Genomic DNA, 20,509 nt, shown 5'->3' on the forward strand with positions numbered 1-20,509 from the left:
ATATGGGTTTTACGAAGCAAGAGATCCGCAAATGGACAGATGAGCATCCGCTGATGGAGGATTTGCTCGACTTGAAGCCAGTCGTTTGGCTCAACCCGAAACGCAGGGATATGGGGCATGTGCAAGGCCTGCCCGTGACGATCGATGATCTCGAAGAAGCGGAGCAATTATGGCTGCGCTTTGCCCCGTATTTAATGAAAGTGTTCCCCGAAACAACGGAAACAGGGGGCATCATCGAATCGGAGCTGCAGGAAGCGGGGCGCATGCAAAAGCAATTAGAAGCGTATTACGGCGAGCAACTGCCGGGAAAATTGTACGTCAAATGCGACAACGAGCTGCCGGTTGCGGGTTCGGTCAAGGCACGCGGCGGATTTTTTGAAGTGCTGCGCTATGCAGAAACGCTGGCACTGGAAGAAGGGCTTGTCACGCGTAAGGATTCCTATGAATGGTTTGCAACGGAAGAAGCTAAAACGTTCTTTGGAGGTCATTCCGTCGGCGTCGGCTCGACCGGGAATTTAGGGCTGAGCATCGGCATCATCAGTGCAGAGCTTGGATTCAAGGTCTCCGTCTATATGTCAGCGGACGCCAAAGAGTGGAAAAAAGAGCTACTCAGGAAAAAAGGCGTCCGCGTAGTCGAATTCAGCGGTGACTTCAGTGAAGCGGTCACGGCTGGGCGCGAAGAGACGCTTCGATTGCCGAACGGCTATTTTGTCGATGACGAGAAGTCCCGCGAATTGTTTCTCGGCTATAGCGTGGCTGCGCTGCGTTTGAAACAACAGCTGGAGCAACAGGAAGTTCAGGTGGATGAAGAGCATCCGCTATTCGTCTATTTGCCATGCGGTGTCGGCGGGGCGCCAGGGGGCATCGCATTCGGGCTGCGCCATATGTTCGGCGATCATGTCCATCCGGTGTTCATCGAACCGACCCATTCGCCTGCTGTCTTGCTCGGGCTCATGACGGGCTTGAAGAGCGGCATCAGTGTCCAGGACATTGGCATCGACAACCGGACGGAAGCGGATGGCCTTGCGGTCGGCAGGGCATCGAGTTTTGCATCCGCGAGTTCTGAGCAATTGATATCGGGCATTGCAACGGTCGAGGATGAGGAATTATTCCCGCTGCTCGCCATGCTGAAAGACAGCGAAGGGATCAAGGTTGAACCTTCCGCAGCAGCCGGGTTTGCCGGGCCGTTCATGATGGCAGCGACAAATTATGCTGAAGAACATGGTATCGATCCCGGAAAAGCTGCCCATATCGTCTGGCTGACCGGTGGCGCGCTCGTGCCTGAAGAAGAGACGGCCGATTTCTATGCAAGAGGGTTGGAGAAACTGGGACAATAGGCAGGATTTTCATTTCATTCCACGAATAGAAGAGTGAACGATAAACGAAAAAGAAGGGAAGCGGAGACATGGCCATTCAAGCGAACCAGATTTTCGTTAATTTGCCAGTTAGGGATTTGGAGCGGTCGATGAAGTTTTTTGGCGAAATGGGTTTTGATTTCGATGAGCGGATGACGGACAATAACGCCACATGCATGATTATCGGCCAAAATATGTATGCGATGCTGCTAGTGGAAGATTTCTTCAAAAGCTTCACCCATAAAGACATTGCCGATACATCCAAAAGTGCAGAGGCGATCATTGCCTTATCGGCGTCAAGCCGTGAAGAAGTCGATGAATGGGTAGAGAAAGCGATGTCAGCAGGAGGCAGTTCCGCGAACGAGCCGATGGACAATAAGTTCATGTATTCCTGGAGTTTTAACGATCCGGACGGCCATTTATGGGAAGTCATGTATATGGAAGACGAGGCATTCGAATAGCAACACATAAAACCCGCGCCGGAAAATTCGGCGCGGGTTTTGCGTATTCACAAATATTCGGCGTAACGCTTTTCCAGGTAGTTCTGCAATACGGTCATGACCGTGCAGATCGCCCAGTAGATGAGTGCGACGAGTATGAGCAATGTCAACAGGTCGTATTCGCGTGCGCCGACAATCCGCGCTTTCTGGAAAATTTCCGGCACCGTGATCATCGCAGCGAGCGACGAAGCTTTGATCAAGTCCAAGTAGACATTCGATAAAGGCGGGACAGCGATGCGCACCGATTGAGGCAAAATGATGCGGCGCATTGTTTGCCAGTAACTGAGGCCGAGGGCGGTGGACGATTCCCATTGCCCTTTGTCGACGGATGCCAGTGCCGAGCGGAACACTTCAGCGATATAGGCGGCACTATTGATGGTGAAGCCGATAAGCGCTGCCTGCAGGGCGGTGAATTCGACACCGATGACAGGGAGCGCGAAATACAGCAAAAACAAGATGACGAGAATCGGCACCCCGCGCATGAAGGAGATGTAAAGCCGGGCTGGCAGATGGAGCAGGGGCTGTTTCGATGTCCTCGCGAGCGCAAGGAAAAAGCCGATGACCAAACCGCCCAGCATGCTGCCCATCGAAATCAACAGCGTCAACCAAATGCCTTCAAGCACGTAGGGCAGGGAATTGATCGCAAGTTCAGGATCGAATAACAGCCCCCATTCGATATCGCTCATAACAATGGGCCTCCTTTAGTTTTCCTCTTCGATGTCCGGTTCAATGGAAACATCGGCACCGCCGAAGAATTCAGCTGAAATGTCGCTGATGGTGCCATCCGCAAGCATCTCCTCAAGCGCGCCATTCACTTGTTCGAGCAATTCTTCGTTGTCTTCATTCATGACAAGGCCGACTTCAGACGGCAAGTATTTGATGTCCGGGTGGATCGTGATGTTGAGCTCCGGGAACGCTGCCACTCCGAAAGTCGATAAATAATAATCGTTCAGGATGACGTCGGTCCGGCCAATCGACACATCACGCAAATAGATTTCATTCGTTGCGTTGTCATATGTCACTTCTTCTGCACCGTAGTCGCGGGCGATCTGCATATAGACCGATGTCGAAGCACCGGCTGCTTTTTTGTCTTCCAGGTCTTCCAGTGATTCGATGCCGGATAAGTCATCTTTTCGGACAACCGCTGTACCATAGGAATATTTGATCGGTGTGGAGAACAGGAATTTATCGGTCATGTCTTCCGTCACTTCGATATCGTTCGCTGCCATATCGAGCTGTCCTGTGCTGACGCTTGTCAGCATTTCGTCGAATCCGAGTTCGCGGAATTCGATGTCAAGATCCAGGCGTTTGCCGAGTTCCCGTACGACTTCTACTTCAAAGCCCGTCAATTCGCCGCTTTCTTCGTCGCGGAATGAAGTCGCCAACAGTGTGCCGGATGTACCGACAGTCAAGACGCCTTCCTCCTGGATGCGGTCCCATTCTGACGGCTGTTCGGTTTCAGCAGCTTCATTTCCGCAAGCTGATAATGCAATTGCTGCAGTGCCGAACAGGGCAGCAGTTATGTATGTTCGTTTTGTCATGATATTCAATGATAGGCCCCCTTAATTGATGTCCTATAAAAAGATAGCATTAACTATAGCTTGGGGCAATGCTTTGCCGCATTATTTATTTTATAATATTATTATGTAAACTTATCTTATGGTAAGAAAAAACCCGCACTGCAAAAGCCAGTACGGGCATGTCCAAACTTATTTTTTCAATTTTAACACCAGATCTTCATCGGGAGTGACGTAGACGGTTTTCTGTTCGAAATAAATCACGAAACCGGGCTTGGCGCCGCTCGGTTTTTTCACTTGGCGGACTTCGGTGTAATCGACTGGGACGGAGGCCGATTCGCGCGCTTTGCTGAAATAAGCGGCGATGCTGGCAGCTTCTAGGATGGTGTCTTCATCCGGTTCTTGCGAATGGATGATGACATGCGATCCCGGAATGTCTTTCGTGTGCAGCCATGTATCGGATTTCGATGCGACCTTGAAGGTCACATAATCGTTTTGTTTATTGTTTTTGCCGACTGAAATCGGAATGCCGGTGCTCGATACATAATGCTCGACATTCGGCTTTTGCGGCTTTTTCTTTTTCTTCGATTTCTGTGCTTTCATATAACCTTGTTCAGCCAATTCTTCGCGGATTTCTTCGATATCGGAGAGCCCCGCCTGTTGCACTTGTTGCATGAGCAATTCGAAATAGCGGATGTCTTCTTCGGTCTTTTCGATTTGCTCATGCGTTTTGACGACGGCCGTTTTGGCTTTTTGGTAACGCGAGTAGTATTTCTGGGAATTCTCGATCGGTGTCTTGCGCGGGTCGAGTGTGATCGTCACAGTTTCTTCATTATAATAATTGACGACTTCCGCTTGTTTCATTCCCTTTTTGATGGTGTGCAGATTAGCCATGATCAATTCGCCGTTCAATTGCAATTGATCTCGTTTCTTTGCCTGGTCCTGTTCTTTCTGAAGTTTTTTCAGCTTCAGTTTCAGTTTGGCGATTTCGTTTTGAAGCCAGCGCTCCAAATCCCCTGCCTGCTGCTTGACACGGTCGCGTTCGGCTTTGGCATAATAAATCCGGTCGAGCAGTTCGGATAAATTGTCAAAACGCATATTGTCCTGCCCGAGATGCGTCAATTCAGTCGCGGAAAAATAGCTTTTTCCATTTTGTTCGACGTAATAGCCTGCTGGTTGCGGGGCATTAAAGTCAGAAAGAAAGGCCGCTGCGCCATCAGGGTTCCGTTCGAGCCGGTAGTTCAGCTCTTTTGCCGTGACCGGGGAAAAGCCGGCAAACCGGGAGACAATTTCCTTGTCGGTAAGACCGCCGAAGTCTGCATCCGCCGCAAATGGATCCTGTTTATCCTGTGAGGGCGGAAACACATAATCCTGGCCCGGTAAAATCGTCCGGTACGAGTTGACGCTCGGCGGCAAATGCTTGAGGCTGTCGAGAATCATGTCGCGCTCAGTGTCGACCAATATGATATTCGAATGCCGGCCCATCATTTCGACATGGAGCTCGCGTTCGATCTCATCGCCAATTTCGTTGCGGGCGCGGATGCGCAGGATGATCAGCCGGTCGGAGCCGTGCTGATCGACTCCCGTGATGACGCCGCCTTCGATATGCTTTCGCAAGAGCATGCAGAACATCGGCGGTTCCGATGGATTGACGTTCGCCGTGTTCGTTAAATGGATACGTGAATAGGATGGGTGGATCGAGATGAGTAATTTATGGTTTTTTCCTTGTGCGCGTATATGCAGGAGCAGTTCGAGCTGATTAGGCTGATGAACTTTTGAAATCCTTCCGGTGACGAGCTGTTGCAATTCGCTCGTCATCGCTTTCGTAAACAATCCATCAAATGCCATGAAAAATCCCTCTTTCAAATCGTTTTGTTCCATCTTATCATTTTCACGGAAGAATATGATATAATAAGACAGTTAGTTTTAAGTGCGAACATATTACTTGAGCATTGATGGCGGTGAGGAAGATGAAGAGAAAGCCGAAGTTCATATCCATCGGGTCGGGCAATGCAGTATCAGTGAACCGCATCGTCTCGATGATTCAGCCGGACTCGGCGCCTTCCAAGCGCTTGATACAGGAAGCGCGCAGCAAAGGCCTGCTTGTCGATGCGACAGGCGGCAAGAAGACCAAATCGATCTTTATCATGGATAGCGATCATGTGGTCATTTCCGCCTTGTCGGTCGAGACGGCACTTGCGCGGATTGAAGAAAATGATGATGAGGCAAGCGAGGGATAAAATGAGAAAACAACGCGGACTGCTTATCGTGCTCTCCGGGCCTTCGGGCGTCGGCAAAGGCACGGTGCGAAAAGAGCTGTTCCAACAGCCGGATACAAACTATGAATATTCCATTTCCATGACGACGCGCGCGCCGCGTGAAGGGGAAGTGGATGAAGTCGATTATTTCTTCAAGACCCGTCATGAATTTGAAGAACTGATCGATCAAGGGCAATTGCTCGAATATGCCGAGTATGTCGGAAATTATTATGGCACGCCGCTAGAGTACGTCAACAAAATGCGCGATGCCGGGCGAGACGTGTTCCTGGAGATCGAAGTACAGGGGGCTGCGCAAGTGCGCGATAAAGTGCCGGATGGCTTGTTCATCTTCCTTGCGCCCCCTAGCCTATCGGAACTTGAAGAGCGCTTGGTGGGCCGGGGCACGGAGTCGGATGAAGTGATCGCTTCACGCATCCATGCCGCCAGGAAAGAACTCGAGATGATGAACCTGTATGATTACGTCGTCGAGAACGATGAAGTCGAAAATGCATGCGACCGCATCAATGCCATCATCATCGCGGAGCATTGCAAGCGGGAACGCGTCGAGAAAAGATACTTAGATATGCTAAAGGAGAATGCCTGATGTTATACCCATCCGTTGATAAACTGAAAAGCCGCATCGATTCGAAATACTCCTTGGTAGCCCTGGCTTCCAAGAGAGCCCGCCAGTTGCACGAACATGGCGATGAGAAACTGGATTCCTATGTATCCCACAAAGCGGTCGGAAAAGCGCTTGAAGAGATTGCAGAAGGCGCATTGACGCCGGTTCAGCAAGATGCATCCGCGATTTACGAAGACGAAATTTAACTTATGATCTCAATTGACGACTCCCAGAGCGAACCTGTTCTTTGGGAGTTTGTTGTTTAGAAAGGGTGTTTAGCGGTGTTGGCAAATCGAAAAATCCTATTATGTGTAAGCGGCGGCATCGCCGTCTATAAAGCGGTCGCCCTCGTCAGCAAATTGTCCCAGGCAGGGGCGGAAGTTAAAGTCATCATGACAGAATCAGCGAAGCAATTCGTCCAGCCTTTATCGTTCCAGGTCATGTCCAGAAACGATGTCTATTTTGATACATTCGACGAAAAAGATTCTTCAGTCATTGCCCATATCGATTTGGCGGACTGGGCAGACCTCGTAATCGTCGCTCCTGCAACCGCCAATATGATCGCTAAAATGGCGAATGGCCTAGGCGATGATATGGTCTCGACGGTATTGCTTGCAACGACAGCACCGATTTGGGTCGCGCCTGCGATGAATGTCCATATGTACGACCATCGGGCAGTCAAGCGCAATATCGACCGTTTGCATCATGACGGCATCCGTTTCATCGAGCCGTCTGAAGGCTTTTTGGCCTGTGGCTATGTAGGCAAAGGGCGTTTGGAAGAACCAGAGAAAATCACTGAACTGGTGGCCGGCCATTTCACGAAAAACAAGCCGTTAAAAGGCAAAAAAGTGGTCGTGACGGCTGGGCCGACTCGGGAACGAATCGACCCGGTGCGTTTTTTGACGAACTTTTCAAGCGGCAAGATGGGCTATGCCATGGCAGAAGCGGCAGCGGAACTCGGCGCTGAGACAATTTTGATTAGCGGCCCGGTGTCATTGCCGTTGCCAAGCGGTGTCAAACGCATTCAAGTCGAAAGCGCACAGCAGATGCTAGAAGCAGTGCTTAGTGAATACGACAGCGCAGACTTGGTCGTCAAGACAGCAGCTGTCGCTGATTACCGCCCGGCGGCCATCGCGGGGCAGAAGGTTAAGAAAAAAGAAGGCAATTCGGTCCTTGAGCTGGAGCGCACAGTAGATATCCTGCAGCAGCTCGGCCAACTGAAGGGCCATCAAATCCTGGTCGGCTTCGCGGCAGAGACCGATCATGTGGCGCAATATGCCAAAGATAAACTCGAGCGGAAAAATGCTGATTATATCATCGCCAACGACGTCAGCGCAGACCAATCCGGCTTTGACCATGACACGAATGCAGTGACGGTCTACGGCCGCGGGGAATTCGAAAGGGCATTCCCGGTCATGCCGAAAAAAGCGCTTGCGCTCGATTTGTTAACGCTTATCACTGAAAAGGAATTTGCAAAATGATTGCCGAAGTCATCGTCGATGTTGCCGCACATCCGATTGACCGGCCCTTCGATTATGCAGTGCCGGAAAAATTCCAGGCACTCACCGAGCCGGGCATGCGCGTCAAAGTGCCTTTTGGCAACCGCAAAGTGCTCGGCTTTATTACAACTATCAAAGACACATCTGAATTTGACCCAAAACGGCTCAAGCCGATCCACGAATTGATGGATGTCGTGCCCGTATTGAACGGAGAAATGCTCGAGCTTGCACAATGGATGAAACGCCAGACGGTGTGTTTTGAAATCGATGCCCTGCAAGTCATGGTGCCAGCAGCACTTCGCGCCAAATACGAGAAGCGGTTCGTGTTGAATGCTGCTATCGACGAGCTGCCGAAAGAGCTACATCCGTATTTCGGCACACGTGACTTTGTCCGTGCCCAGGAAGCGGAAGCGGTCTATGGGCTTATGAAAAAGGAAATGGATAAAGGTACGGTGCTTGCGGATACGAACATCCAGCAGAAAACCGGCGTGAAAAAAATACGCATGGTCCATATTACAGATTCTGCAGAAGATATAGAAAATATTTCCATAAGAGCGAACGCCAAGCAGCAATTGAAGCTGCAGGAATTTTTCTTGAAACACGTGGGCCAAAGCTTTGAATCTTCCCAACTGCAAAAGCAAGCTGGTGTTTCGCTTCCGACGGTCAACGCTCTGGCGGAAAAAGGCTTGGCCAATTTTTCGTCCATGGAATCGTACAGGGACCCTTCACTTCTGACCGCTATTGAACAAAAGATCGCCTTGGATTTGACGGATGAACAGCAAACGGCATTCGATGCTATCCAATCCTCGCTCAACACGGAAAAAACCTTTTTGCTTCACGGCATCACCGGCAGCGGAAAAACGGAGATCTATTTGCAGACGATCGCCCAAGTGCTTGAAGAAGGCAAGGAAGCGATTATGCTCGTCCCGGAAATTTCCTTGACGCCACAGATGACCATCCGCTTTAAGGAGCGTTTCGGCGATTTGGTCGCAGTGCTGCACAGTGGCTTATCAGCAGGGGAAAAATACGATGAATGGCGAAAAATCCAGCGTGCGGAAGTGAAAGTCGTCGTAGGGGCCCGTTCAGCGATTTTTGCGCCGTTTCAAAATCTTGGCTTGATCATCCTCGACGAAGAGCATGAATCCAGCTATAAACAAGACGACTCACCCCGCTACCACGCACGGGATGTGGCGATTTGGCGCAGCCAGCAGCATCAATGCCCCGTCATCCTTGGTAGCGCGACGCCATCACTTGAATCGTATGCGCGCGCCCAAAAAGGCGTCTATGAATTACTCGCGCTGAAAAACCGGGCGAAAAACCAGCCGCTGCCTGAAGTTCATATTGTCGATATGCGCGAAGAGCTGCGCACCGGCAACCGGTCGATGTTTTCCGTGGAATTGGCGGAAGCGATACGCGCGCGCCTGGCACGGAAAGAGCAAGTCGTGCTGTTTTTGAACAAGCGCGGCTACTCGTCATTCGTCTTATGCCGCGATTGCGGAACGGTGCTGCAATGCCCGAACTGTGATATTTCGCTAACCTATCACCGGGCGAGCGAACGCATGAAATGCCATTATTGCGGCTATGATGAACCCGTGCCGACGACTTGCCCGGAATGCGAAAGCGACCATATCCGCTTTTTCGGCACAGGGACCCAAAAAGTTGAAGAGGAACTGGCGAAGCTCGTGCCGGATGCGCGCGTGTTGCGGATGGATGTCGATACGACCCGCAATAAAGGCGCACATGAAAAGATCTTGTCAGCGTTCGGCGAAGGCAAAGCCGATATTCTCCTCGGCACGCAAATGATCGCCAAAGGCTTGGATTTCCCGAATATTACATTGGTCGGTGTCTTATCGGCGGATACGACTTTGCATTTGCCGGATTTCCGGGCAGCCGAGAAAACTTACCAATTATTGACCCAAGTAAGCGGCCGCGCGGGACGCGACGTATTGCCGGGCGAGGTGTATGTACAGACCTATACGCCGGAGCATTATGCGATCACGCTCGCAAAAGACCAATTATACGAACCGTTCTATGAGCAGGAAATGGCTATGCGGCGGGCGAGCGGATACCCTCCGTATTATTATGTCGTCAATATCCAGTTCACCCATGAGGATTTGATGACGGTGTCGGGCTATGCCCAGCAGATGACCGAATACCTGCGCCACCGCCTGTCGCCCAAAACCATTATTATCGGCCCTTCAGCATCGCTCATCGCCCGTGTGAACAATAGATATCGCTATCAATGTTTGATAAAATACAAAAATGAACCGAAGCTGGCTGAAGTGCTGCAGCAATTGATCAAAATCTACCGCAGCGACTGGATCAAAACGGGTGCGACTTTGTCCATCGACATGAATCCGACAACAGTCATGTAGCAGAAATGAGGAATAGAAATGGCAATCCGTGAAATTGTGAAACACCCGAACGAAGTATTAGAAACCCCGTGCAAGTCGGTCACTGAATTCGACCGCGAGCTTGCAGTCTTATTGGATGATATGCACGAGACGATGGTCGAAGCGGACGGTGTCGGCATTGCTGCGCCACAAGTAGGTGTCTCACTGCGCGTCGCGATCGTCGATTTCCAGGAAGGGCAGGAGCCGATTGAAATGGTCAATCCGGAACTCGCTTTATTCGAAGGGAAAGAGACGGATATCGAAGGCTGTTTGAGCTTCCCGGGTATTTTCGGGGAAGTCGAGCGCCATGGCCGCATCAAAATCAAAGCCCAGGAACGCGACGGCTCGTGGTATGAACTGGAGGCAGAAGGTTACGAAGCGCGTGCCATCCTACATGAAATGGACCATTTGGACGGCGTGCTGTTCACGAGCAAAATCGAGAAATACGTCACCCAGGAAGAATTGGATGAACTGATCCGCCAGCAGGAAGAGGAGGATTCGCTTTGACCAAAATTGTTTTCATGGGAACGCCGGCATTTTCGGCTCCAATCTTGAAGATGCTTGCCGATGAGGGATACGACATCGTTTCGGTCGTCACACAGCCCGACCGCCCTGTCGGCAGAAAGAAAATCCTGACGCCGACGCCAGTGAAAGAGCAAGCATTGGAACTTGGATTGCCGGTCTACCAACCGGAAAAACTGAAAGATCCCGAACAAGCGCAAAAAATTCTCGACCTAAAGCCGGATTTGATTGTGACAGCGGCATTCGGGCAAATCTTGCCCACATCGGTACTCGAAGCCCCGAAACTGGGCGCCATCAACGTGCACGCCTCACTGCTTCCGGAATACCGTGGAGGTGCGCCGATCCACCAGGCGATCATTGACGGCAAAAAAGAAACCGGCGTGACGATCATGTATATGGTGGATCGTCTGGATGCAGGGGATATCATTTCACAAAAATCGATACCGATCGAAGAAACGGACCATACCGGCAGCATGTTCGAGAAATTAAGTGCGGCAGGAATGGAGTTGTTGAAAGTAACCTTGCCGTCGATCATCGACGGGACCAATGAGCGAATTCCACAGGACGAAGAACGCGTCACGTTTGCGCGCAATATTTCACGGGAGCAGGAACGCATCGACTGGAACAAATCCGCACGCGAAATCTATAACCAAGTGCGCGGGTTGCATCCATGGCCGGTCGCGTTCACAACTTTAGCAGACGCCAATGTCAAATTGTGGTGGACGGAAATTGCCGACAGCCAGAAAACCGGCGCGCCGGGTGAAATCATCGAATTGACAAAAGATGCCATTATCGTCCAAACCGGCGAAGGCGCACTTGCCATCAAAGAATTGCAGCCGGCTGGGAAAAAACGCATGACGGCTGAAGATTATTTACGTGGGCCGAAATTACAGGCAGGGGACCGATTCGAATGAAAAACAAAAAAATCCACGGCAATGTAAGAGATGCAGCATTGTCGATTCTCTATGCCGTGGAAAACAAACAGGCATATAGCAACCTCTTATTGAATACAACAATGGACAGCTACGGCATTTCCGCCAAAAACAAAGGCTTGTTGACGGAAATCACTTATGGCACGCTGCAGCATCAAATGACCTTGGACTATTATTTAGAACCGTATATCAAAGGCAAGCTCGATCCATGGGTGCGGACGCTTCTGCGCTTATCGCTCTATCAAATCGTTTACTTGGACCGCATCCCGTTCCATGCCGTCATCAACGAAGCAGTGGAAATCGCCAAACGGCGCGGGCATGGCGGCATTGCGTCTGTCGTTAACGGCATTCTGCGTTCCGTCCAGCGTACAGGCGTGCGTTCATTCAATGAAATTGCCGACCCAATCGAAAAGATTTCCATCGAAACGAGCCACCCGGCTTGGATGATCAAGCGCTGGTCGGAACAATTCGGCATGCAAAAAGCCCGCGAAATGGCGCTCGAGAACAATAAAGCGCCGCTCCAGACGGTGCGTGTCAATACCGTTCAGGCGACGCCGGAACAAGTGATCGAAATGCTCGAATCGGAAGGGCTGACTGCCGAACCAAGCAAGATTATCCCTGAATGCCTTGTCGTCACGGGCGGGCAACCGGTGCGCACGCAAGCATTCGAAAAAGGCTTCATCACCATACAAGATGAAAGTTCGATGCTGCCGGCTTATGCGCTGCAAGTGGAACCTGGCATGACCGTGCTCGATATGTGCGCGGCGCCTGGCGGGAAGACGACCCACATCGCCGAAAAGCTTGAAGGACATGGGGCGGTACTGGCGATGGATTTGCACGCCCATAAAGTCAAATTGATTGAAGAAACCGCAAAACGCTTGGGTCACCAGACAATCGAAACCACAGTCGGAGACGGCCGTGAAAGCAGCGAGCGCTTCGGCGAAGAAAAATTCGACCGGATCCTGGTGGACGCACCTTGCAGCGGGCTTGGTGTCATCAAGCGCAAGCCGGATATCAAATACACGAAAACGCCGGATGATTTCGGGCGCTTGCAGACGATTCAGCTTGCGCTTCTCGATGAAGCGGTGAAGCTGTTGAAGCCAGGCGGCATTCTCGTCTACAGCACGTGTACGGTCGATACCGAAGAGAACCGGGGAACTGCTGAGAAGTTCATGAACACACATCCGCAAATGGAACAGATCCCTGCTGAATTGCCTGCCGCGTTCAAGAGCAAAGGCAAAGGATTTGTCCAAGTCTTCCCGCAGGATTTCGGGAGTGACGGATTTTTTATCGCAAGCTTCAGAAAAACCGACGGCCAAGTTGCCGAAAGCTAAAAAGCGGGGTGTCCACTATTGTTTCAGTATGTAATTGAAAGCGATACCGGTAGAAAAAGGAAAGTCAATGAAGACCGCGTCGCTGTGCTCAAACGCCCCGGCGGATTATTGCTCGCGCTTGTCGCAGATGGCATGGGCGGCCATAATGCAGGAGACGTTGCGAGCCGGATGGCGGTTGATGAACTCGGCAGAAGGTTCATGGAAGCGGACGAAGAAACGTTTGAAACGACAGAAGAAAAGACGGCCTGGCTATCTGGCCAAGTGTTGCAAGTCAACCGGCTTGTTTATGAACATTCCATCACCCATAGCGAATGCAAAGGGATGGGAACGACTCTAATCGCCGCATTGATTGAAGAGGATGATTGTGTACTATGCCATATCGGCGACAGCCGTGCGTATGTCATCGGCCCGTCGATGGCGCAAGTGACGCGTGATCATTCCTATGTCAACGTGCTAGTCGATAACGGGGAAATTACCCAACAGCAGGCGGAAGACCATCCGAAGAAAAACTGGATCCTGCGCTCACTGGGCACGGAACCTGACATCGAGCGGGAAATGCATCATTTTTCTCTCGCTGGCACTTCTTATTTCCTGATATGCACCGACGGATTAAGCAATAAATTGAATGAGCGGGACATTTCGTCGATTGTCCGCTCGAAAGCTTCACTGTCTCAAAAAGGCAAAGCCTTGATTGCGCTGGCCAATGACCTCGGCGGAGAAGACAATATTTCATTTGTATTGTTGACGGCGCTCGGCGAGGAGGTTTAGCGATGTTAATCGGAAAACGAATTAATGGCCGCTATAAGGTGCTTGAAGCGATCGGCAGCGGAGGCATGTCGAATGTCTATTTGGCGCATGACATGATCCTTGACCGTGATGTCGCCATCAAAGTGCTGCGCTACGACTTCAGCAATGAAGAGGAATTGCGCCGCCGCTTCAAACGGGAAGCGCTGTCTTCGACAAGCCTTGGCCATCCGAACATCGTCAGTATTTTCGATGTCGGGGAAGACAATGACTTGCCATATCTCGTCATGGAGTATGTACCTGGTGATACGTTGAAAGAATACATCATCAAACATTCCCGGGTTGAACCGGAACGCGCCGTGGAAATCATGAAGCAATTGGCATCTGCCCTTGCGCATGCCCATCACAACCATATTGTCCACCGGGATATCAAGCCGCAGAACGTGCTGGTGGATGAAGACGGCAACGTCAAAATCTCGGATTTCGGCATTGCCATGGCATTGAGTGCCACTTCATACACACAGACCAATTCGGTACTCGGGACTGTTCATTACTTGTCTCCTGAACAGGCAAGAGGCGGCATGGCGAATAAAAAATCCGATATTTATTCACTCGGCATCGTCATGTATGAACTATTGACTGGAAAGCTGCCGTTTTCAGGTGAATCAGCTGTGGCTATCGCCTTGAAGCATCTGCAAACGGAAACGCCTTCATTGAAAGAAAACGTACCGGACCTGCCGCAAAGCCTTGAAAATATCGTATTGAAAGCGACCGCGAAAAATCCGCAATACCGTTATGCCTCAGCGGATGAAATGGCAGAAGACCTTTCGACGGCGCTCACTCCGGAACGAATCAACGAACCGAAATTTGCCGTGCCGGTAGACGAAGGGGAAACACGCGCCATGCCGGCAATCAAAGATACGGGCACGTACGAACAGGCCGATGCGACCAAAACGATGGCGATTCCTGTCAAAGAGGATAAAAAAGAGAAGAACAAGCCGCCTGAGAAGAAAAAACGAAAGAAAACGCCGATTGTCTTGGCGATTTTCGCCGCCTTGATCTTGATCGGGTTAATCATGGCCTTTGCGTTCCCGGGATTGTTTGAGCCTAGGCAAGTGGCCGTGCCGGATGTTTCCGGGATGGAAAGAGAAGCGGCACACGAAGAGCTGACCGCTGCTGGCTTTGTTGTCGCAGAAGAGTCGGAACAGTTCTCTGAAGATGTCGAAGAGAATCACGTGATTCGTACCATACCGGAAGCAGGAAAGATGCGCGATCCAGAGTCGAGCATCAGCCTATTCATTAGCAGGGGCAAAGAAACGGCCGAGTTTGGTGATTATGTCGGCACGTCACTTGACCAGGCACAGCGTATGTTGGAAGGTTCGAATTATGCATCGGTCGATTCGCGGGAAGAGTTTTCCGATGAAGCGCCCGGCACGATCTTGAGCCAAAGCCCTGAAGCGGGAACCGAGGTCACCATCAGCGAGACCGCTGTCGAATTCGTCGTCAGCAAAGGACCGGACATGCGCGAAGTGGAAGATTTGACCGGCTATGGAGAAGCACAATTAAATGAGTATGCCCGTTCATCGGGATTCAATATCCGCATCGTCCGTGAAGAAGAATCCGATTCCGTTGAAGCAGGGTTGGTGCTGTCGCAAAACGTTGCGGGCGGAGAGATGCTTGAAGTCGGAAGCACGATTGAAGTCGTGTTGTCTTCTGGCAGTGCGGAACTTCCGGTGAATACCTACGTCGAAACAGTGGAAATCCCTTATGAGCCGGCAGAGCCTGCAGAAGAAGGTGAAGACCCGGTCGAGCAGACCATCCGCGTCTATATTCAGGACCAGAACCAAAGCATGGTCGAACCGGTCGAGGAATTCACAATCACGGAAACGACCGAACACCAGATTGAAATGCAGATTGTTGAAGGCGCAAGCGCTTCCTACCGTATCGTCAGGGATGCCACGATCATCCTGGAAAAGACAGTGGACTATGAGAACGCAGATTAATACAACTACAATGAATGGATAAGGAGTGGTGCTATGCCGAAAGGTCAGATCAGAAAAGCGTTGAGCGGCTTCTATTATGTATTGGATGATGACGGTGAACGTTACACCCAGTGCCGGGGCCGTGGAGTTTTCCGCAACCGCCAAATCACGCCGCTTGTCGGGGATTTTGTCGAGTACAAAGCGGATAACGATCGCGAAGGGACGATACTGGATATTGATGAACGCAAAAATGAACTGGTGCGCCCCCCCATTTCCAATATTGATCAGGCGATTTTAGTGTTTTCAGCCAAGCAGCCCGATTTCCATCCGCTGTTATTGGACCGTTTCCTGGTAGCGGTTGAATCGTTTGATATCCAGCCGGTCATTTGCTTGACGAAAATCGATTTATTGTCGGATGCGGAGCGCGAAGAACTGGACCGTTATGCTGATGATTACCGGACAATCGGATACGATGTCATTGAATCTTTCATAGACGACCCGACATTGCAGGAAAGGCTGATGCCGGTCCTCAAAGGCAAGACAAGCGTTCTTGCCGGGCAGTCTGGCGTCGGGAAATCAACTTTGCTGAATACGATTCTGCCGTCGCTGAAGTTGAAGACCGATGATATCTCGCAAGCCTTGAACCGAGGCAAGCATACAACGCGCCATGTGGAATTGATCGAAGTGAATGGCGGTCTGCTCGCGGACACGCCGGGATTCAGCTCGTTCGACTTTGAACAGCTCGAGAAAGAACAATTGTCGGCATGCTTCCCGGAAATGGAACAACGCGCAGGCGGCTGTAAATTCCGCGAATGCCTGCATCTGAATGAACCAAAATGCGCGATCAAAAAAGCGGTTGAGACAGGGGACATCCCTGAATATCGCTATAAGCACTACTTGAAATTTTTGGAAGAAATAATGAATCGAAAGCCGAGGTATTCACATGATTAAAATTGCACCGTCTATTCTAGCAGCAGATTTCGCGAAACTTGGACAAGAAGTACAGGAAGTCGAAAAAGCCGGAGCCGATTGGATCCATATCGATGTCATGGACGGTCATTTCGTCCCGAATATCACGATGGGGCCGATTGTGGTCGACGCGCTGCGCCCGTTGACAGAGCTTCCTCTCGATGTTCATTTAATGATCGAGAACCCGGACCGTTATATCGAGGATTTCGCCAAGGCTGGTGCAGATTATATTACCGTCCATGTCGAAGCGTGCCCGCATCTTCATCGCACCATCCAATTGATCCGTTCGTTCGGCGTCAAACCGGGTGTCGTCTTGAACCCGCACACGCCGATCGAAACGATCCAGCATGTTTTGGAAGATATCGATTTGGTGCTGTTCATGACCGTTAACCCTGGATTTGGCGGACAGAAGTTCATCCAGTCGGTCGTCCCGAAAGTTGCGGCATTGTCGCAATTGATCAAAGACAAAGGCTTGTCTGTCGATATCCAAATCGATGGCGGCATCAATGAAGAAACGATTGTTCCGTGCGCGCAAGCAGGGGCGAATGTGTTCGTGGCCGGGTCAGCCATTTTCGGCAAACAAGACCGCACGCAAGCTCTGCAGGCGATCAAAAAGGCGGGGCAAGGAGTTATCTCGTGATTATCGTAATCACAGCAGGAGGTCCGGCAGACGAACTGCCGGACCTTTCTTCATATGAAGGGGCGTCCTATATCGGGGTGGATGCAGGGGTCATGACGCTGCTTGGGCTCGGCATTGAACCAGTGGAGGCGGTCGGGGATTTTGACTCGGTGACAGACAGCGAGTACGAAGAAATCCGTTCGGCTTTTCCGTCACTTGAGCGGTCGCCGGCGGAAAAGGATGAATCGGATACGGAATTGGCCTTGAAGAAAGCGATGCATTACAATCCGGACACGGTCATTATCACTGGCGTGACCGGCGGCAGGCTGGACCATTACATGGCTGCTTTGCATATTGTCTTTGCCTATCAACGAAGCTATCCGCATATCGATTTCATCGTATTGAACAAGCAGAACCGCATCCGTTTCAGGGAACCCGGAAAGTACAGCATGGAAGCGGATCAGGAGTTCAAATATGTGTCTTTTTATCCGTTTGCGGAAGAAGTGGGCGGCTTTACGATTGAAGGATTTAAATATCCAGTGGAGGATGAGAGGATTCCGTTCGGTTCGACACGCTTTATCAGCAATGAATTAATGCGGGATGGGACAGTTGAATTCACGGGCGGCCATTTGATCATCATAGAAAGTTCCGATTGAATGCACGAAAAAATGCCAGGCTGACAGATGTCAGGCCTGGCATTATTCATGAGCGGTTTAGACGCGCTCAACTTTTCCTGATTTCAATGCTCTCGCGGAAACCCATACACGTTTCGGCTTGCCGTCAACAAGGATGCGAACTTTTTGAAGGTTAGCTCCCCATGTACGTTTTGTCGAGTTCAACGCGTGTGAACGGCTGTTTCCAGAACGAGCTTTACGTCCAGATACTGCACATACTTTTGGCATGTAAGTCCCTCCTCACAAGTGAAGCTGAAAATTATAATAGAATTTCAGTTCGTTTTTCGTTTCACATACTTTAATAATTTACCATAGAAAAAAGAGGGACGCAAGTGAAATTCACAGCCTTTCAAGAAAAAAACCTTTACAGTGTAAAACGTTGGCTTTTCTTATAAAGGGCTTTCATGTAGAATGAGAAGAGTGAAATAGGACTCGAGGAGGAATTTTAATGTCGATTGAGTTGAATAATGAATATGGTCAAATCGATATTTCAAATGATGTGATAGCCCAAATAGCCGGCGGTGCTGCGATCGAATGCTATGGCATCGTAGGAATGGCAACCAAACACCAGATCCGCGACGGCCTCACGGACATTCTCCGCAAAGAGAACTTCGCCAAAGGAGTCCTTGTGCGCCAGGAAGATGGCGATTTGGTCATTGATATGTACGTAATCATCAGCTACGGAACGAAAATTTCGGAAGTGGCGTATCAAGTCCAATCCAAAGTGAAATATACAATTACAAAAACATTGGGCATGCCGGTAAGTGCGGTAAACATTTATGTCCAGGGCGTTCGTGTGACGAACCCGTAAGAGGAGGAAAATTCGGTTATGAAGTCATTAAACGGAGTGAAATTCGCTGAAATGGTGCAGATGGGCGCGCATCATCTTTACCAGAACGCGGATTATGTAGATGCATTGAACGTCTTCCCAGTGCCGGACGGCGATACTGGGACGAACATGAATTTATCGATGACATCCGGCGCAAAAGAAACGGAATCCCAAGCGCAAGAGCATATCGGGAAAACAGCAAGCGCTTTATCGAAGGGCTTGCTGATGGGCGCACGCGGCAATTCCGGCGTCATACTATCCCAATTGTTCCGCGGATTTGGCAAATTCATCGCGGATGAGCCTGAACTGTCATCGAAAAAATTGGCGGAAGCCTTGCAGCACGGCGTGGAAACCGCCTATAAAGCGGTCATGAAGCCCGTAGAAGGCACTATCCTGACGGTCGCCAAAGATGCGGCGGCTAAAGGCATGAGCCTGGCAGAGAGCGAAGAAGATATCATTATGCTGTTCGAAGCAGTCGTCACTGAAGCGAAAGCATCACTCGAGAGAACGCCGGACCTGTTGCCGGTTTTGAAGGAAGTCGGTGTCGTCGACAGCGGCGGGCAGGGCCTTGTCTACGTCTACGAAGGCTTCCTTGCCTCATTGAAAGGTGAAGCTTTGCCGGAGAAACATGTCGACAATTCGATGGATGAACTGGTCAGTGCGGAGCACCACAAGAACATCGCGGGCTTCATGAACACGGAAGATATCGAATTCGGCTATTGCACGGAGTTCATGGTCAAATTCGAAGACGGCAAACGCTCTTTCAATGAAGCCGAGTTCCGTACGGACTTGAGCGCTTACGGCGATTCCCTTCTGGTCATTTCAGATGACGAGATCGCGAAAATCCATATCCACTCCGAAGAACCGGGGAAAGTCCTTACATACGGCCAGGAATACGGAAGCCTGATCAGCATGAAGATCGAAAACATGCGCCAGCAGCACACCGATATTGTCGGTGAGGACCATAAAAAGACTGCTTCAACAGAAGAGGCGAAGCATCCTTATGCCATCGTCACGGTAGCGATGGGCGAAGGCGTAGCGGAATTGCTCCGCTCGATCGGCGCTTCCTATGTAATCGAAGGCGGCCAGACGATGAATCCATCCACGGAAGATATTGTCAATGCGGTCCGTTCGATCGGCGCGGAGCGCGTGCTGATCTTGCCGAACAACAAAAACATCATCATGGCAGCGGAACAAGCGGCAGAGCTTCTTGATATCGAAGCAGCCGTCGTTCCTACAAAAGATGTCCCGCAAGGCATGTCTGCTCTGCTCGCTTTCAACCCGGAAGCCCCTGTTGCGGACAATCAGCAAGCGATGGGCGATGCGATCAAGCATGTCAAGTCTGGATCGGTCACTTTCGCGGTGCGTGATACTTCAATCGACGGTGTCTCCATCAAGAAAGACGATTTCATGGGGATTTCCGAAGGCAAGATTGTCGTGTCGGATGAAAGCCTCGAAAAAGTTACAGAAGAACTATGCAAAAAGCTGGTCGATGCAGATGCAGAGATCGTCACGATACTCTTCGGCGAAGACGTCACTGAATCGGATGCCGAAAAACTCGGCGCATTCATCGAATCATTGAACGGCGAGGTCGAAGTGGAAATCCACAACGGCAAGCAGCCGCTCTATCCATATATCTTGGCAGTTGAATGACAATAAGCGGAGGCCCCCGGGAACAAGACGAAGGGCTTCCGCTTTTTTATTTTGGCAAAATAGAAAAGCACATTGCGATATATAAAATATCGCAATGAAGGAAGAGC

General features: G+C 50.6%; 21 protein-coding genes. 17 read left to right on the forward strand and 4 right to left on the reverse strand.

What is annotated here, in order from left to right; translation table 11 throughout:
* The first annotated feature begins 2 nt into the window (after positions 1-2).
* Entirely contained in the window at positions 3-1,337 is a 1,335-nt protein-coding gene (locus tag DP119_RS04990; RefSeq protein ID WP_112231403.1) for a D-serine ammonia-lyase, read from the forward strand.
* 68 nt (positions 1,338-1,405) lie between these two features.
* On the forward strand, positions 1,406-1,816 hold the full coding sequence (locus DP119_RS04995) for a VOC family protein (protein WP_112231405.1): 411 nt from the start codon (positions 1,406-1,408) through the stop codon (positions 1,814-1,816).
* A gap of 47 nt (positions 1,817-1,863) precedes the next feature.
* Here the strand turns inward: DP119_RS04995 and DP119_RS05000 are convergent, their stop codons facing one another.
* From DP119_RS05000 to DP119_RS05010, 3 genes are all read right to left on the reverse strand, one after another.
* A complete protein-coding gene (locus DP119_RS05000; protein ID WP_112231407.1) occupies positions 1,864-2,541 on the reverse strand; it encodes an amino acid ABC transporter permease in 678 nt (225 codons plus the stop codon).
* Positions 2,542-2,556: 15 nt separating this feature from the next.
* Positions 2,557-3,396, reverse strand: a complete 840-nt coding sequence (locus DP119_RS05005; RefSeq protein ID WP_112231952.1) for a transporter substrate-binding domain-containing protein — start codon at positions 3,394-3,396, stop codon at positions 2,557-2,559.
* A 168-nt stretch (positions 3,397-3,564) separates the two neighbouring features.
* Complete coding sequence (locus tag DP119_RS05010) at positions 3,565-5,220, reverse strand: Rqc2 family fibronectin-binding protein (protein WP_112231409.1); 1,656 nt, start codon at positions 5,218-5,220, stop codon at positions 3,565-3,567.
* A gap of 122 nt (positions 5,221-5,342) precedes the next feature.
* Here DP119_RS05010 and DP119_RS05015 point away from each other — a divergent pair, with 122 nt between their 5' ends.
* From DP119_RS05015 to DP119_RS05075, 13 genes are all read left to right on the forward strand, one after another.
* Positions 5,343-5,612, forward strand: a complete 270-nt coding sequence (locus DP119_RS05015) for an extracellular matrix/biofilm biosynthesis regulator RemA family protein (RefSeq protein ID WP_112231411.1) — start codon at positions 5,343-5,345, stop codon at positions 5,610-5,612.
* Position 5,613: 1 nt separating this feature from the next.
* On the forward strand, positions 5,614-6,234 hold the full coding sequence (gene gmk, locus DP119_RS05020; protein ID WP_068869430.1) for a guanylate kinase: 621 nt from the start codon (positions 5,614-5,616) through the stop codon (positions 6,232-6,234).
* Positions 6,234-6,458, forward strand: a complete 225-nt coding sequence (gene rpoZ, locus DP119_RS05025) for a DNA-directed RNA polymerase subunit omega (protein ID WP_112231413.1) — start codon at positions 6,234-6,236, stop codon at positions 6,456-6,458. Before gmk ends, rpoZ begins: the two co-directional genes overlap by 1 nt.
* Positions 6,459-6,533: 75 nt before the next feature.
* Positions 6,534-7,733 (forward strand): bifunctional phosphopantothenoylcysteine decarboxylase/phosphopantothenate--cysteine ligase CoaBC, encoded by a 1,200-nt coding sequence (gene coaBC, locus DP119_RS05030; RefSeq protein ID WP_112231415.1) that lies wholly within the window; start codon positions 6,534-6,536, stop codon positions 7,731-7,733.
* Positions 7,730-10,126 carry a primosomal protein N' gene (gene priA, locus DP119_RS05035; protein ID WP_112231416.1) on the forward strand — a complete coding sequence of 799 codons (2,397 nt, stop codon included), beginning with the start codon at positions 7,730-7,732 and terminating at the stop codon, positions 10,124-10,126. Before coaBC ends, priA begins: the two co-directional genes overlap by 4 nt.
* Before the next feature lie 18 nt (positions 10,127-10,144).
* Positions 10,145-10,651 carry a peptide deformylase gene (gene def / locus DP119_RS05040; protein WP_112231417.1) on the forward strand — a complete coding sequence of 169 codons (507 nt, stop codon included), beginning with the start codon at positions 10,145-10,147 and terminating at the stop codon, positions 10,649-10,651.
* Positions 10,648-11,580 (forward strand): methionyl-tRNA formyltransferase, encoded by a 933-nt coding sequence (fmt, locus tag DP119_RS05045; RefSeq protein ID WP_112231419.1) that lies wholly within the window; start codon positions 10,648-10,650, stop codon positions 11,578-11,580. The genes def and fmt overlap by 4 nt, the downstream gene beginning before the upstream one ends.
* Complete coding sequence (gene rsmB / locus DP119_RS05050) at positions 11,577-12,932, forward strand: 16S rRNA (cytosine(967)-C(5))-methyltransferase RsmB (protein ID WP_112231421.1); 1,356 nt, start codon at positions 11,577-11,579, stop codon at positions 12,930-12,932. The genes fmt and rsmB overlap by 4 nt, the downstream gene beginning before the upstream one ends.
* Before the next feature lie 18 nt (positions 12,933-12,950).
* The gene (locus DP119_RS05055) at positions 12,951-13,700 is read left to right on the forward strand and encodes a Stp1/IreP family PP2C-type Ser/Thr phosphatase (RefSeq protein ID WP_112231423.1); all 750 of its coding nucleotides are present in this window, start codon (positions 12,951-12,953) and stop codon (positions 13,698-13,700) included.
* 2 nt (positions 13,701-13,702) lie between these two features.
* Positions 13,703-15,679 (forward strand): Stk1 family PASTA domain-containing Ser/Thr kinase, encoded by a 1,977-nt coding sequence (gene pknB / locus DP119_RS05060; RefSeq protein WP_112231425.1) that lies wholly within the window; start codon positions 13,703-13,705, stop codon positions 15,677-15,679.
* Positions 15,680-15,712: 33 nt separating this feature from the next.
* Positions 15,713-16,609, forward strand: coding sequence for a ribosome small subunit-dependent GTPase A (gene rsgA / locus DP119_RS05065; protein WP_112231427.1), 897 nt, complete (start codon positions 15,713-15,715; stop codon positions 16,607-16,609).
* Positions 16,602-17,267, forward strand: coding sequence for a ribulose-phosphate 3-epimerase (gene rpe, locus DP119_RS05070; RefSeq protein ID WP_112231429.1), 666 nt, complete (start codon positions 16,602-16,604; stop codon positions 17,265-17,267). The genes rsgA and rpe overlap by 8 nt, the downstream gene beginning before the upstream one ends.
* Positions 17,264-17,902 carry a thiamine diphosphokinase gene (locus DP119_RS05075; RefSeq protein ID WP_112231431.1) on the forward strand — a complete coding sequence of 213 codons (639 nt, stop codon included), beginning with the start codon at positions 17,264-17,266 and terminating at the stop codon, positions 17,900-17,902. Before rpe ends, DP119_RS05075 begins: the two co-directional genes overlap by 4 nt.
* A gap of 57 nt (positions 17,903-17,959) precedes the next feature.
* On the opposite strand, the gene rpmB is transcribed toward DP119_RS05075, so the two are convergent.
* Positions 17,960-18,148 carry a 50S ribosomal protein L28 gene (gene rpmB / locus DP119_RS05080; RefSeq protein ID WP_084632821.1) on the reverse strand — a complete coding sequence of 63 codons (189 nt, stop codon included), beginning with the start codon at positions 18,146-18,148 and terminating at the stop codon, positions 17,960-17,962.
* 220 nt (positions 18,149-18,368) lie between these two features.
* On the opposite strand from rpmB, the gene DP119_RS05085 reads away from it, so the two are divergent.
* On the forward strand, positions 18,369-18,731 hold the full coding sequence (locus tag DP119_RS05085; protein ID WP_058383552.1) for an Asp23/Gls24 family envelope stress response protein: 363 nt from the start codon (positions 18,369-18,371) through the stop codon (positions 18,729-18,731).
* Between the two features lie 18 nt (positions 18,732-18,749).
* Entirely contained in the window at positions 18,750-20,402 is a 1,653-nt protein-coding gene (locus tag DP119_RS05090; RefSeq protein ID WP_112231433.1) for a DAK2 domain-containing protein, read from the forward strand.
* Positions 20,403-20,509: the final 107 nt, after the last annotated feature.

The sequence above is a fragment of the Planococcus maitriensis genome (assembly GCF_003289925.1).
Lineage (GTDB): Bacteria > Bacillota > Bacilli > Bacillales_A > Planococcaceae > Planococcus > Planococcus maitriensis.